Below are 12,709 nucleotides of genomic sequence, written 5' to 3' on the forward strand. Positions count from 1 at the left end.
ACAACGCTACCTTTATTTCGACATGGACAGGTAATGCGCTTGGGTCAAGAGGCAAAGGCCGTTTTTCTGCCATTACACCAAGATGCAACCTTTGGGGGATTTAAAAGTCGATTGCAATTATAGATAAACAAGTTATGGTTGCTCATGTCGGGTGGTGCTCTTTTTATGACGCTGCTCTGCAAGAGTTCAATTGAGGTAGACATGGTCGTGAGTGCACAGAATAGCAGCCAAAGCAGAGGCGAACAAACATCGGAAAATCTCGCCTATATCAGGCAAATGCTCGCTGAACTGCGCATCGTTGCAGAACGTGAGGGCGCAGACATGCTCTGCTACCTCATCGAGATGGCCTATATCGAAGCGGGAGATATTCAAAATGGTCGGCGCAAGCTCTCAGTCGGCCATAACCAACGAAACCCGTCCCGCGGCGTGCCGATTTAAGCGTCCGGCAATATCCAGTTCCAAGAGAACCAGATAGACGGTGGAGGCCGGCAGGCCCGTGTGGCGAATAATGTCGTCGGTTTCCACCGGTGATGGCCCCAGCGCAGAGGCGATGATGCTGCGGTCATCGTCACCGGGCGGTGATATATCCATTTCCTCGGAGCTTTCATTCGCCACATGCTGAATGGGTAGCATCGGTTCCATCAACGGCTTTAGCGCATCGAGAATGTCGGCGGCCTCAGTCACCAGCATCGCGCCATCCTTGATCAGCCGGTTGGTGCCATGGCAACGTGCATCGAGCGGCGAACCGGGCACGGCAAACACCAAACGCCCGAACTCGCCCGCCAACCGTGCTGTGATCAGCGAGCCGGACCTGTCTGCCGCTTCTACGATCAAGACACCCATGGAAACGCCCGCGATCAGCCGGTTGCGACGCGGAAAGTCCCGCGCGCGCGGCTCCCATCCAAACGGCATTTCGCTGATGCTGGCACCGTCATTGCCGTAGATCTCATCCAGCAGCCGCAGATTTTCGGGCGGGTAGGGTTTGTCCAGCCCGCCTGCCAGCATGGCAACCGTGCCGGTGGACAGGCTGGCCGCGTGTGCCGCCGCATCGATTCCACGGGCAAGACCGGATGCGATGGTATAACCCGCCTGTCCGCACTGCCGCGCCAGCATGGCCGCAAACTTCGAACCATTGATGGAGGAATTGCGGGACCCGACAATACCGATGGATGGTCGAACAGCCGTGCGGCCCGATCCTTTCATGGAAATGATCGGCGGCGCCCCGTCGATCTCGCGCAGGGCCGGTGGATAATCCGGCTCGCCAATGCCGACGAATCGCGCGCCGAATTTTTCCGCCGCCTCGATCTCCCGTTCCACCTCGGCAATCGTTGCAATGCGCGGGCTGCGGGCCGAACCGCCCCGGCGCGAAAGGTCGGGCAGGGCGTCCAGCGCCTTTTCGGCACTGCCGAAATGGTTGATGAGTTCGCGGAAGGTGACGGGACCAATATTGTCGCTGCGGATCAGCCGAAGCCATGCGACTCGTTGCCGGTCGGTCAGCGCAATGCCGCGCTTCGTTTCGCCATCATGCGGCATGTCTCGCCCCCGTCAGGGCAAGAGGAATGGCCTCAGCCCTTTTTACCGATCTTGCTTTCAGTCCCCGCCAGCAACCGCTTGATGTTTTCCCGGTGCATATACCAGGAGATAACGCTGAGCAGCGTCACAAGCAGAGCCGTTTTCTCCGGTCCTACTATCCACAATGCAACCGGAATGACAAGCATTGCAACCAGTGCGGAGAGAGAGGAATATTTGGTGAGGAATGCGGTCGCAATCCAGATTGCCGCAAAGGCCAGCATCATAAGCGGTGCAGCGCCCAACAGCACACCGATGTAGACCGCGACACCCTTGCCACCCTTGAAGCCCAGCCACACCGGAAACAGGTGCCCAAGAAACGCAAAGAAGCCCGCCACCAGCGAGGCCTCGTAACCCCAAAGTTTGTGGGCAATGAGAACCGCAGCAGTCCCCTTCAACGCATCTAGCAACAAAGTCGCCGCCGCCAGCTTCTTGTTGCCGGTGCGCAGCACATTGGTCGCACCGATATTGCCGGACCCGATATTGCGAACATCCCCCAGACCCGCCGCCCGTGTCAGGATCAAGCCGAAAGGGATAGACCCCAAGAGATAGCCGATCAGGGCAGCAAGGGCGAGAAGCGCAGGCGCTGTCTGCCAGTCAGTCAATGCGGTCATTACAAGGTCCCCTCGGTCCTGTCGCGTCGTTTTCTTATACGGAATGCACCAGCTTGCCCGCAACATAGGTTGCAACGGCGCGACCAGTAAAGCGGGCGTCTTCGAATGGCGTGTTCTTGGACCTCGATACCAAATTTTTCTCGGATACCAGCCACGGCTCGTCAAGATCGATCAGCGTGATATCCGCATTAGCCCCCGGCTTCAGCGTTCCCGCATCCAGTCCGAAGATGTGGGCAGGGCGGGTGGAAAGCGCATCGATCAGCCGCATCAGCGGCACCTGGTCGCTGTGGTAGAGACGCAAAGCCGCCGCCAGTATGGTCTCAAGCCCGATTGCACCGCTCGCCGCATCCGAAAACGGCAGGCGTTTGGTGTCCACATCCTGCGGATCGTGCGAAGAGACGATGATATCGATCGTGCCGTCCTTCAACGCATTCACCATGGCCATGCGGTCGTCTTCGGAGCGTAGCGGCGGGGAGAGCTTAAAGAAGGTTCGGTATTCGCCGATATCGTTTTCGTTCAGTGTCAGGTGGTTGATGGAAATGCCGCAGGTGGCTTTCACGCCCTTGGCTTTCGCCAGCTTCATCGCCTCGGCGGATTCGCGCACGGAAATCTTGGCGGCGTGGTAATTGGCGCGGGTGAGTGCCGCGATGCGCAGATCCCGCTCCAGTGGAATGATTTCAGCTTCTTTCGGAATGCCCGATAGCCCGAGCCAGCTGGCAAACAGCCCCTCATTCATGTCTCCATGGCCGATATACTGGTCACGTGTCTCCAGCGAAATCACTGCGTCCAATTCACGCGCGTAGGTCATGGCGCGTCGCAGCACCAGCGTATCGGACAGCGCCTTGCGGCCATTGGTGAAGGCAACGGCACCGGCTTCCTTCAGCATGCCGAATTCGGTCATCTCCTCGCCGCGCAGACCCTTGGTCAGCGCCGCTGCCGGATAGATATGGACCAGCGCCTTGTCGCGGGCGGTCTTCTTCACGAATTCAACCAGCGCGATGTCGTCGATAACGGGGTCGGTATCCGGCATCACGATCATGCTTGTCACGCCGCCCGCGGCCGCTGCACGCGAAGCGGATTCGATTGTTTCGCGGTGTTCGGCACCCGGTTCGCCCACGAAAACGCGCGCGTCGACCAGACCCGGTGTGGCAACCAGACCCTTGGCATCGCGCACAGCCGTGCCTTCCGGGAAGCCCTGATTTTGTGCCTCCTTGCCTGCTGCGAGGATGTTACCATCGGCATTGATGATGATCGTGCCGACTTCATCCAGACTGCGCGAGGGGTCAATAATACGAACATTCTTGAGAACGGTTGCGGTGCTCATACGCGCTCTCCCTGGTTTTGCGAGATAAGAAGCGTTTCCATGACGGCCATGCGCACGGCGACCCCCATTTCCACTTGACTTTCAATCACGCTCTGCGGGCCGTCAGCCACTTCGGATGAGATTTCGACGCCGCGGTTCATCGGGCCGGGATGCATGACGAGTGCATCCTCCTTGGCAGCCTTCAGCTTTTCGGCATCCAGCCCATAATAATGGAAATATTCGCGCACCGAAGGCACGAAGGAGCCCGACATGCGCTCACGCTGCAAGCGCAGCATCATCACCACGTCGGCACCCGCAAGTCCCTCCTTCATGTCGTGGTACACTTCCACGCTCATATCCGCGATGCCCGATGGCAGAAGCGTTGGCGGCGCAACGACGCGAACGCGTGCGCCCATCTGGTTCAAGAGAATGATGTTGGAACGCGCCACGCGCGAATGCAGAACGTCACCGCAAATCGCCACCGTTATGCCCGAAAGCGTGCCCTTGGCGCGGCGGATCGTCAGCGCATCGAGCAGCGCCTGGGTCGGATGTTCATGCTGACCATCGCCGGCATTGACCACTGAGCAGGCGACTTTCTGTGCCAGAAGCGCCGCAGCACCAGCGGAGGAATGGCGCACCACTAGCACATCGGGGCGCATGGCATTCAGCGTCATGGCCGTGTCGATCAGCGTCTCGCCTTTTTTGACCGATGAATTGCCCACCGACATGTTCATAACGTCGGCACCCAGCCGTTTACCGGCCAGCTCGAAGGACGCTTGTGTGCGAGTGGAGGCTTCGAAGAAAAGGTTGATCTGGGTCAGCCCGCGCAGCGTCGATGTCTTCTTTTCGCGCTGACGGCTGATTTTCACCGCCTCGTCGGCCTTGTCGAGAAGAGTGGTGATATCCTGATGGGAAAGCCCCTTGATGCCAAGCAAGTGGCGGTGGGGATAATAGACCATGGAATATGTCCTCCGGGTCGCAATAGAGCATGGTGCGCTGCTCTGGCTTTGGTCACCGGGTCTATAAAGACAGGTGGCTTTGTCGGCAAGCATGCGATAAGCCGTGCCAGACCTAATACATGCAATAAAATGCGAATCCCGATATAGCCACGCGATGACGAATATGAACCGGACCGAAGAACAGCTTGCCGATTTGAACCAGCCCAACCTCTGGTCCGGCATCAATGCCTATCGCTCAGACCCGTTGATCGTGGATTTGACCTCCAGTCTTTCGCGCCCCCTGCGCGACGAATTCGACCAGATCGGGCGCTACGTAACCTCTGTCGAGGCGCAGGAACTGGCACGCATGGCCAATGTCAGTACGCCTAAGCTGCACACTCATGGCCCACGCGGAGAGCGGCTGGATCAGGTAGAATTTCATCCCGCCTGGCACGCGCTGATGCGCCGCTCCATGTCTTCGGGCCTGCACAGCAGCGCCTGGGAAAACACGCCCGAAACACGCGGCAACGAGCACAAGGCCCGTGCCACCAAATTCTATCTCACGTCGCAGCTTGAGGCCGGGCATCTTTGCCCGCTCACCATGACGCACGCCTCCGTCGCCGCCATGATGACATCGCCGCGCGTGCAGCAGGAATGGGCGCCGAAAATCCTGTCGCGCAAATATGATTCGTCGCAAAAGCCTGCCATGCAGAAAACCGCCGTTACCATCGGCATGGGCATGACGGAAAAGCAGGGCGGCACCGATGTGCGCGCCAACCGCACGACGGCTGAACGCGTAGGTGAGGGCATCTATCGCCTCTCCGGCCACAAATGGTTCCTGTCTGCGCCGATGAGCGATGGTTTCGTCATGCTGGCCCAGATGGGCGACGGCATGGGCTGCTTCCTCGTGCCGCGTTTTCTGGAAGACGGCTCGGCCAACGGCCTGCATTTCCAGCGTCTGAAGGACAAGCTCGGCAATCGCTCCAATGCGTCAGCCGAAGTCGAATTCACCGATGCCTTCGGCTATCTCTTGGGCGAGCCCGGTGCCGGTGTCCGCACCATTCTGGATATGGTCACACTGACGCGGCTGGATTGCGCGCTGGCCTCATCCGGCATGATGCGCGCTTCGCTGGCTGAAGCTGTCCATTTCGCCCGTGGCCGCAATGTCTTCGGCAAACCGCTGGTCACCCAGCCAATCATGACGCGCGTTCTGGCCGATATGGCGCTGGATGTCGCTGCCGCAACCGCATTGTCCTTCCGCCTGGCCGCCGCCTTCGATAGCGCCCGCAACAATCCGGCGGAAGCGGCCTACGCCCGCGTCATGACGCCCATCGTCAAATACTGGTGCTGCAAGATCGCACCTGCCTTGATCTATGAAGCCATGGAAAGCCTTGGCGGCAGCGGCTACGTCGAAGACCGCCCCATCGCCCGCCATTATCGAGAAGCCCCGGTCAACGCCATCTGGGAAGGCTCCGGCAACGTCATGGCGCTGGATGTGCTGCGCGTTCTCCAGCGCGGCAAGGACCTCTTCGACCTCGTCTTCGAAACGCTCGAGCGCGATCTCGGTCCATCCGGCAAAAAAACCACCGAAGTCCTGCGCGCCGCAATCGCGCTCTGCGAACGCGACGAAGGTGCCGCCCGCCTGCTGGTCGAACAATTCGCACTCGCCGCCGCCGCCGCCGAACTCTGCCGCATCGGTGCGGGACGCATCGCTGACGCGTTTCTTGAGACACGTCTGGCCGGTGGCTGGCGCCATACATACGGCATGCTGGATAGCCGGTTTGACCCGACCTATATTATCGATCTGCTGTATCCGCCTGCGGCGTAAAATCAGGATTTTTAATAAGCGCGGGTTATGTGCGGCTCACCTTCGCCGAACCAGCCGCTAAAAACGGTGCAAACGCCAATCTGATCTCTTCGAGAAACGCCTCGCTGAACCGCCCGATTGGCTCCCGTCGGGCGTCGAAATGGTAAGACCGTTCGATCACGTCGTAATTACACTCGCTAACGGTGATCCAGCCGCGCTTGTAGCTGCTGAGTTTCGCACGACGTAGTTCCAGTCCCGGTATTTCGATTGCTTTCTGGTCACCGTGCGGTGGCTTAGGAGATATGGGAAGCAATAGGATATGCGTAAGACCTTGCTTGTCTTTGATCGCTAGGATCATGCAGGCGGGGCGGTCTTTCTCGCCGTGATCACGCTGCGGATCGGCCTCGTTCTGCCATCGCCAAAGATAGGGATAAGCGACAATATCACCACGCCTGAATTTTTCAGTCATCGCGCGATGCCTGATATTCCTTCGAATCGTTTTCGAGTTGCTCTCTGAAAAGCGAGGCAATATCGTCTGGCATCTCACCGGCAGCATACGCCTGACGCACATCCTGATTGCCTGCCAATTTCTCAAACAGATCCACTGGTAGCACCACCACGGAGGGGCGACCATGCTTTGTCAGCGTGATAGGCTCCTTTTGCGCCTGATCATGGTACCGCCCGAAATGACGCATGAATTCCGCGGTCGTAATGGATTTTTGTGGCACGAGATATCTCCCATCGTTAGTTTCTGAACAATACAGAAAATACAGATAGTTTGCAAACTGGCTTCAAAACACGCGACTTAGTGAAATCATCCACAACTACCTTCGCCTCCCACCGTGCCCTATATTGCCGCCAAATTAACCCTTTGCTAACCCTGTGGTCACGTCACCACATGGAGAATCGCGAGCTTATGCTGGCCATCGTCGACACTGCTGCTGAAGCTCCCCCTGAAAAGCGCGTCAAGGATCGCGCGGCGACCGAGAAGGCAATTTTCGCGGCAGCAAAGAGTTTGTTGGCGGAAGAGGGGTTTCAGGGCTTCGGCATCAATGCCATTGCGCGGCGGGCAGGGTGTGACAAGCAACTGATCTATCGATACTTCGGCGGACTGGAAGGTCTGGTCGCTGCCATCGGCGAAGATTTGGGCTCGTGGGTCAAAGATCGTATCCCAGAAGATACCGGCGGCATGTTTCTGCTGACCTACGGCGATCTCATGGAAAAGCTGGCGCTCTATTACATCGAAGCGCTGCGTAGCGATCCGCTCGTGTGCAAGATCATCGCCTGGGAAGTGTCCGAGAATACGCCACAAGTGAAACAGCTAGCCGATGCCCGGGCGAAGGCGCTGGCCAAGTGGCTGGAGCGGATGCGCGGTTCGCTCGAAGCGCCGAAGGGCATCGATACAGCTGCCGTCAACGCCGTGATTTTCGCGGCTATCCAGCATCTCGTCATCTCATCGGTCATAAGCGGACAGTTTGCCGGCGTTGCGCTGAAAAGCTCGAAGGATTGGGATAAAATCGGCACAGCCGTGAAGCGCATCGTGCGCGGCGTTTATAGCTGATTAGCTAGCGTTAGATTTTTCTAATAATATTTGGCGCTTTCGCGGGGGGCGCACGCGTTGTTGCCCTGGAGCCAACCGCCTTATCCACAGGCCCGTGGTCGTCGTTAACCATATCCATAAGTTTTATTTGCCCGTTCGGAGAAGCGGGATCATTGTATTAATAAATCATTAACCATGCGTCCGTGGACTTATGAAAAGGAACCGCCGTGAACCGCTGGATATCCTTGATCGTCATGATGACGTTCTTTGCACTGCTACCGTTGGACATCTACGTGCCCACGGCCAACCTGTGCCTGATGGCATGCCTGCGCTGGGCAGTCATCGCCGTCGCTCCCGACGCCGTCCCCATGCGGGGGCAGGTGGCATGAAGTGGCTTCTGGTATTCTGGGCCGGGCCCATCATCCTTCTCGGAAGCTGGTACGGATTGTCTTATTACGACATGAGTTTCGGCATTTTCATGTTGACGCGGCAGGCCAACGAGCTTGTGTTTCAGGTCTATGGAAACATCCTCGGCATCGCCCCGGAAAGCATTCCGCCACTGGTTGCCCGCGCCATCGTCGTCGACAGTTTCGTCCTGTTTGCCATTGTTGGCTTTCGCAAGCGCAAGGCTATTGCGGCATGGTGGCGTTTGCGTCAGTCCTCTAAGGCGGCGGCTCTTGCGAGGCCTGAAAGCCTGTCCAGCGCACCCTGAAGAATGAAGCTCGCCGCCGCCGAATCGATACGTTCGGCGCGCTTGGCGCGGGATACATCCATTTCCAGCAAAGCGCGTTCTGCGGCGACAGTGGAAAGCCGCTCATCCCAGAACACGAAAGGTATCTCCGTCTTCTCGCCCATGGCACGCACGAAGGCACGGGTTGCCTGAACGCGCGGCCCGGATGACCCGTCCATGTTGACGGGCAGGCCGATGATGAAGGCCGCGACCTTTTCCTTCTGCGCGAAATCCAGCAGCGTCTGGGCGTCCGGTGTAAATTTGATGCGCTTGATGACCGGGCGAGGGGTCGCAAAACGCCGCGACAGATCGGACATCGCAAGGCCGATGGTCTTGGTGCCCAGGTCCAGTCCGGCAATGGCCTGCCCCGTCTGCAGAAAATCTGCCAGTTCCTCGATCGTCAACGTCGCCATGGCTCGTCTCAGCGTTTGCGTACGAATTCGGTGCGCAGCACGAGACCCTTGATAGCATCGTGGCGGCAGTCGATTTCTTCTGGATTGTCGGTCAGGCGAATAGACTTTATCACGGTGCCTTGCTTCAACGTGGTTCCCGCACCCTTGACCTTCAAATCCTTGATCAAAGTCACAGAATCACCGTCGACCAGAAGCGTGCCGCTGGCATCGCGAACCTCGTTTGCCTTCGCCGCCAGGGCCGCAATCTCTGAGGCCGGGCGCCATTCACCGGTCGCTTCGTCGTACACATATTCGTCATTATCTGTCGTCATCTTCGCAATCCAGTAAGGTGGGCGTCCCGTAACATGGCCGTCCTATGTCATACTCTACCCGCAATACAAAGGAGAACTTCCATGAAACTAACCTGGCTCGGCCATTCCGCATTTCGTATCGAAACCGGTAAGGCGAAGATTCTGATCGACCCGTTTTTTACCGGAAACCCGGGCTTTGCGGGCCAGGACGCCAAGGACGCTGCCAGCGGCATTACCCACATTCTCCTGACCCACGGCCATGGCGACCATGTCGGCGATACGATCCAGCTCGCCAAGGACACCGGCGCGACCGTGCTTGCCAATGCCGATCTTGCTGCATGGCTGGGCTCGAAGGGCGTGTCGAAGCTGGAAATGGGCAACACCGGCGGCACCGTGGGTTTTGATGGCTTCTCCGCCACCTTCACCAACGCACTGCATTCGTCCGCCCAGATCACCGAGGATGGTGTGTCCCACGCGCTCGGCAATGCCAACGGCCTGATGCTGCATTTCGAAGACGGCCCGACGGTCTACCACATGGGCGATACGGATATCTTCTCCGACATGGCGCTGATCAACGAGTTGCACGAGCCCGACATCGGCCTCGTTCCTATCGGTGACCGTTTCACCATGGGTGGCGCGGTGGCCGCTCTCGCCTGCCAGCGCTTCTTCAAGTTCCGCAACGTCATTCCCTGCCATTACGGCTCGTTTGGGATTATCGACCAGACGCCGGAAAAATTCGTCACCGGCATGGAAGGCTCGCAAGCCATCGTCGATACGCCAAGCGCGGGTCAGACGCTGACGTTCTGACATTTTCGCGTAACACGTTGAAGTGGGCGCAAATCCGCGCTCACTTCAACGCGACATGCTTTCTACCGTTGCGAAGAGCGGACATGGTCATTATAGCGGTACTAAAATTCTTGACCGGAGTAGAACCATGTCCGTCGATCTTGCCACCGTGAAGCGCGTTGCGCGCCTTGCCCGTATTGCCGTTGACGAAGAAGAGGCCAACATTATGCTTGGCCAGTTGAATGGCATTCTCGGTTTCGTGGAGCAGCTTTCGGAGGTGAATGTCGATGGCGTCGAGCCGATGACGTCGGTGACGCCGTTTGCCATGAAGAAGCGCGTGGATGCGGTTACCGATGGCGACAAGGCGGATGACATCGTTGCCAATGCACCTGCCACGGACCGCAATTTCTTCATGGTGCCGAAGGTGGTCGAATAGGCCTTTCAGGCTCGTTTCCACCCGCCCGATCCAAAGTTTTCGAAAGCCATTGCCGATATGACCGACCTGACCAGCCTGACCATTGCCGAAGCCCGCGACAAGCTGAAGGCCAAGGACTTCACCGCCGTTGAGTTGACCGACGCCTATCTGAGCGCAGTCGATGCCGCCAATGCTGCGCTGAACGTCTATGTCGCCGTGACGCCTGAAAAGGCCCGCGAGATGGCCAAGGCCTCCGACGACAAGCTTGCGGCTGGCAAGGCCGGTGCGCTTGAGGGCATTCCGCTTGGCGTGAAGGATCTCTTTGCCGTTCGCGACGTCCACACGCAGGCCTGCTCTCACGTGCTGGATGGCTTCAAGCCGAAATACGAATCGACCGTCACCCAGAACCTGTGGGACGAAGGCGCCGTGATGCTGGGCAAGCTCAACATGGACGAATTCGCCATGGGCTCGTCCAATGAAAGCTCCTATTACGGCCCGGCGGTCAACCCGTGGCGCGAGAACGGTTCCGACAGGAAGCTCGTGCCCGGCGGCTCGTCCGGCGGTTCTGCTGCAGCCGTTGCTGCGCATCTGTGCGCCGGTGCCACTGCGACAGATACGGGCGGCTCCATCCGCCAGCCTGCGGCGTTTACCGGCACTGTCGGCATCAAGCCGACCTATGGCCGCGTCTCGCGCTGGGGCATTGCTGCCTATGCTTCGTCGCTGGATCAGGCTGGCCCTATCGCCCGCGACGTGCGCGACGCCGCGATTTTGCTGAAATCCATGGCCAGCGTCGATGCGAAGGATACGACCTCCATCGATCTGCCGGTGCCGGATTACGAGAAGGCGATTGGCCAGTCGCTCAAGGGCCTCAAGATCGGCATTCCCAAGGAATACCGCGTCGATGGCATGCCCGAAGAGATAGAAAAGCTGTGGGCGCAGGGCGTTGCGTGGCTGAAGGACGCCGGTGCCGAGATCGTCGACATCTCGCTGCCGCACACCAAATACGCGTTGCCTGCCTATTACATCGTAGCGCCTGCCGAGGCCTCGTCCAACCTTGCCCGCTATGACGGCGTCCGCTACGGGCTGCGCGTCGATGGCAAGGACATTGCCGACATGTACGAGAAGAGCCGTGCCGCTGGCTTCGGCTCCGAAGTCAAGCGCCGCATCATGGTCGGCACTTACGTGCTTTCGGCTGGTTACTACGATGCTTATTACCTGAAGGCGCAGAAGGTGCGCACGCTGATCAAGCGCGACTTCGAAACCGTCTTCCACGAAGGCGTCGACGCCGTGCTCGCCCCCATCACCCCATCGTCGGCCTTCGAAATCGGCGACAAGGAACTGGCCGCCGATCCGGTCAAGATGTACCTCCAGGACGTCTTCACCATCACTGTCAACATGGCCGGTCTGCCGGGCCTCTCGGTCCCCGCCGGTCTCGACGGCAAAGGCCTGCCGCTCGGCCTTCAGCTCATCGGCAAGCCCTTCGATGAGGAAACGCTGTTCAAGACGGCCTATGCGATCGAACAGGCGGCGGGTAAGTTCTCACCCGCCAAGTGGTGGTAGGCGGGGTCCTTGGTCGTAGGCTCATTGGTTGTGGCTTATCCCCCCCTCTCAATAAGGTAGGGCTGCCTCACCCTCCGTCCTCATGCTGAGGTGGCGCGTAGCGCCCTCGAAGCATCCGCCGCGTACTCCTGCCCTAAGCCCGCAACCCGCGTCCTTCGAGGCTCCGGCTTTGCCTCCGCACCTCTCCTTCGACAAGCTCAGGATGATGGATGAGGGTTGCTCTGTCGTGGCCTTTGCGTGGCACCTCCTTCGGCAATCTCATGATGGCTGAGGGTTGCTCTGTTGCGCCCTGCATCATCGCCCAAAGCATTCCTCATAGCTGCTAGCATTCCGTGTTGCTCAAGCTTGCCGAGCCGCCACACCCACCGCCCTCATGCTGAGGTGCTTTGGCCGAAGGGCAAAGCCTCGAAGCATCGGCCGCGCACTCTGCCCCAAGCCCGCAACCCCCGTCCTTCGAGGCTCCGGCTGCGCCTCCGCACCTCAGGATGAGGGTTGCTCTGTTGCAGCCCGCAGCCCAGCGAACGCAGCTTGCACCGGCATTCAGAACCCGGCACCCAGCCACACCCTCCAATCCCATCGCTATCAAAAACCCCGGCCACCGCTTACACAAGCTTCGCCGTTCACGCGGCAGTACCTGCCCGTGGCTTGACCTTCAATCAGTGTCCACAACCATTCGCGGTAATGTGGTATTCGGACGGGGCGCTGTAAGTTGCCTCGTTGGGTAGTCTATAAAATGGCACCTCG

The 12,709-nt window shown here is 58.9% G+C and carries 16 protein-coding genes; 8 read left to right on the top strand and 8 right to left on the bottom strand.

Features of this window, described 5'->3' with window-relative positions; genetic code table 11:
- The first annotated feature begins 201 nt into the window (after positions 1–201).
- Positions 202–438: a hypothetical protein gene (locus QRN55_RS00715; RefSeq protein ID WP_233123434.1), complete on the top strand. Its 237-nt coding sequence runs from the start codon at positions 202–204 to the stop codon at positions 436–438.
- Here the strand turns inward: QRN55_RS00715 and dprA are convergent.
- From dprA to QRN55_RS00735, 4 genes are read right to left on the bottom strand one after another with little or no spacing between them, the layout of a single operon-like run.
- The gene (gene dprA / locus QRN55_RS00720) at positions 391–1,533 is read right to left on the bottom strand and encodes a DNA-processing protein DprA (protein ID WP_284773971.1); all 1,143 of its coding nucleotides are present in this window, start codon (positions 1,531–1,533) and stop codon (positions 391–393) included. The two genes, QRN55_RS00715 and dprA, sit on opposite strands and share 48 nt — an antisense overlap.
- 32 nt (positions 1,534–1,565) lie before the next feature.
- On the bottom strand, positions 1,566–2,183 hold the full coding sequence (gene plsY, locus QRN55_RS00725) for a glycerol-3-phosphate 1-O-acyltransferase PlsY (RefSeq protein WP_045230662.1): 618 nt from the start codon (positions 2,181–2,183) through the stop codon (positions 1,566–1,568).
- Positions 2,184–2,217: 34 nt separating this feature from the next.
- Entirely contained in the window at positions 2,218–3,507 is a 1,290-nt protein-coding gene (locus tag QRN55_RS00730; protein WP_284773973.1) for a dihydroorotase, read from the bottom strand.
- Positions 3,504–4,445, bottom strand: a complete 942-nt coding sequence (locus tag QRN55_RS00735) for an aspartate carbamoyltransferase catalytic subunit (RefSeq protein WP_111839014.1) — start codon at positions 4,443–4,445, stop codon at positions 3,504–3,506. Before QRN55_RS00735 ends, QRN55_RS00730 begins: the two co-directional genes overlap by 4 nt.
- A 154-nt stretch (positions 4,446–4,599) precedes the next feature.
- Between QRN55_RS00735 and QRN55_RS00740 the strand changes: the two genes are divergently transcribed.
- Positions 4,600–6,252: an acyl-CoA dehydrogenase family protein gene (locus QRN55_RS00740; RefSeq protein ID WP_065701159.1), complete on the top strand. Its 1,653-nt coding sequence runs from the start codon at positions 4,600–4,602 to the stop codon at positions 6,250–6,252.
- A gap of 25 nt (positions 6,253–6,277) precedes the next feature.
- Here QRN55_RS00740 and QRN55_RS00745 read toward each other — a convergent pair whose 3' ends face one another.
- Both QRN55_RS00745 and QRN55_RS00750 read right to left on the bottom strand, forming a co-directional pair.
- Positions 6,278–6,700, bottom strand: a complete 423-nt coding sequence (locus QRN55_RS00745) for a hypothetical protein (RefSeq protein WP_284773977.1) — start codon at positions 6,698–6,700, stop codon at positions 6,278–6,280.
- Positions 6,693–6,959 (bottom strand): type II toxin-antitoxin system prevent-host-death family antitoxin, encoded by a 267-nt coding sequence (locus QRN55_RS00750; RefSeq protein ID WP_284773979.1) that lies wholly within the window; start codon positions 6,957–6,959, stop codon positions 6,693–6,695. The genes QRN55_RS00745 and QRN55_RS00750 overlap by 8 nt, the downstream gene beginning before the upstream one ends.
- Before the next feature lie 188 nt (positions 6,960–7,147).
- Between QRN55_RS00750 and QRN55_RS00755 the strand changes: the two genes are divergently transcribed.
- The 3 genes from QRN55_RS00755 to QRN55_RS00765 all read left to right on the top strand — a co-directional run bounded on the left by QRN55_RS00755 (position 7,148) and on the right by QRN55_RS00765 (position 8,483).
- A complete protein-coding gene (locus QRN55_RS00755; RefSeq protein WP_284773981.1) occupies positions 7,148–7,792 on the top strand; it encodes a TetR/AcrR family transcriptional regulator in 645 nt (214 codons plus the stop codon).
- 206 nt (positions 7,793–7,998) lie between these two features.
- Positions 7,999–8,160, top strand: coding sequence for a hypothetical protein (locus tag QRN55_RS00760; RefSeq protein ID WP_233136703.1), 162 nt, complete (start codon positions 7,999–8,001; stop codon positions 8,158–8,160).
- A complete protein-coding gene (locus QRN55_RS00765; RefSeq protein ID WP_284773983.1) occupies positions 8,157–8,483 on the top strand; it encodes a DUF6105 family protein in 327 nt (108 codons plus the stop codon). Before QRN55_RS00760 ends, QRN55_RS00765 begins: the two co-directional genes overlap by 4 nt.
- On the opposite strand, the gene ruvX is transcribed toward QRN55_RS00765, so the two are convergent.
- Positions 8,426–8,914: a Holliday junction resolvase RuvX gene (gene ruvX, locus QRN55_RS00770; RefSeq protein WP_284773985.1), complete on the bottom strand. Its 489-nt coding sequence runs from the start codon at positions 8,912–8,914 to the stop codon at positions 8,426–8,428. The two genes, QRN55_RS00765 and ruvX, sit on opposite strands and share 58 nt — an antisense overlap.
- An 8-nt stretch (positions 8,915–8,922) precedes the next feature.
- Entirely contained in the window at positions 8,923–9,225 is a 303-nt protein-coding gene (locus tag QRN55_RS00775; protein ID WP_284773986.1) for an alkylphosphonate utilization protein, read from the bottom strand.
- Between the two features lie 81 nt (positions 9,226–9,306).
- On the opposite strand from QRN55_RS00775, the gene QRN55_RS00780 reads away from it, so the two are divergent.
- From QRN55_RS00780 to gatA, 3 genes are all read left to right on the top strand, one after another.
- Positions 9,307–10,011 (top strand): metal-dependent hydrolase, encoded by a 705-nt coding sequence (locus QRN55_RS00780; RefSeq protein ID WP_284773988.1) that lies wholly within the window; start codon positions 9,307–9,309, stop codon positions 10,009–10,011.
- A 127-nt stretch (positions 10,012–10,138) separates the two neighbouring features.
- Positions 10,139–10,426, top strand: coding sequence for an Asp-tRNA(Asn)/Glu-tRNA(Gln) amidotransferase subunit GatC (gene gatC, locus QRN55_RS00785; protein WP_111839022.1), 288 nt, complete (start codon positions 10,139–10,141; stop codon positions 10,424–10,426).
- A gap of 57 nt (positions 10,427–10,483) precedes the next feature.
- Complete coding sequence (gene gatA, locus QRN55_RS00790; protein WP_284773990.1) at positions 10,484–11,965, top strand: Asp-tRNA(Asn)/Glu-tRNA(Gln) amidotransferase subunit GatA; 1,482 nt, start codon at positions 10,484–10,486, stop codon at positions 11,963–11,965.
- Positions 11,966–12,709 lie beyond the last annotated feature (744 nt).

The sequence above is a fragment of the Agrobacterium sp. lyk4-40-TYG-31 genome (assembly GCF_030209855.1).
Lineage (GTDB): Bacteria > Pseudomonadota > Alphaproteobacteria > Rhizobiales > Rhizobiaceae > Agrobacterium > Agrobacterium vaccinii.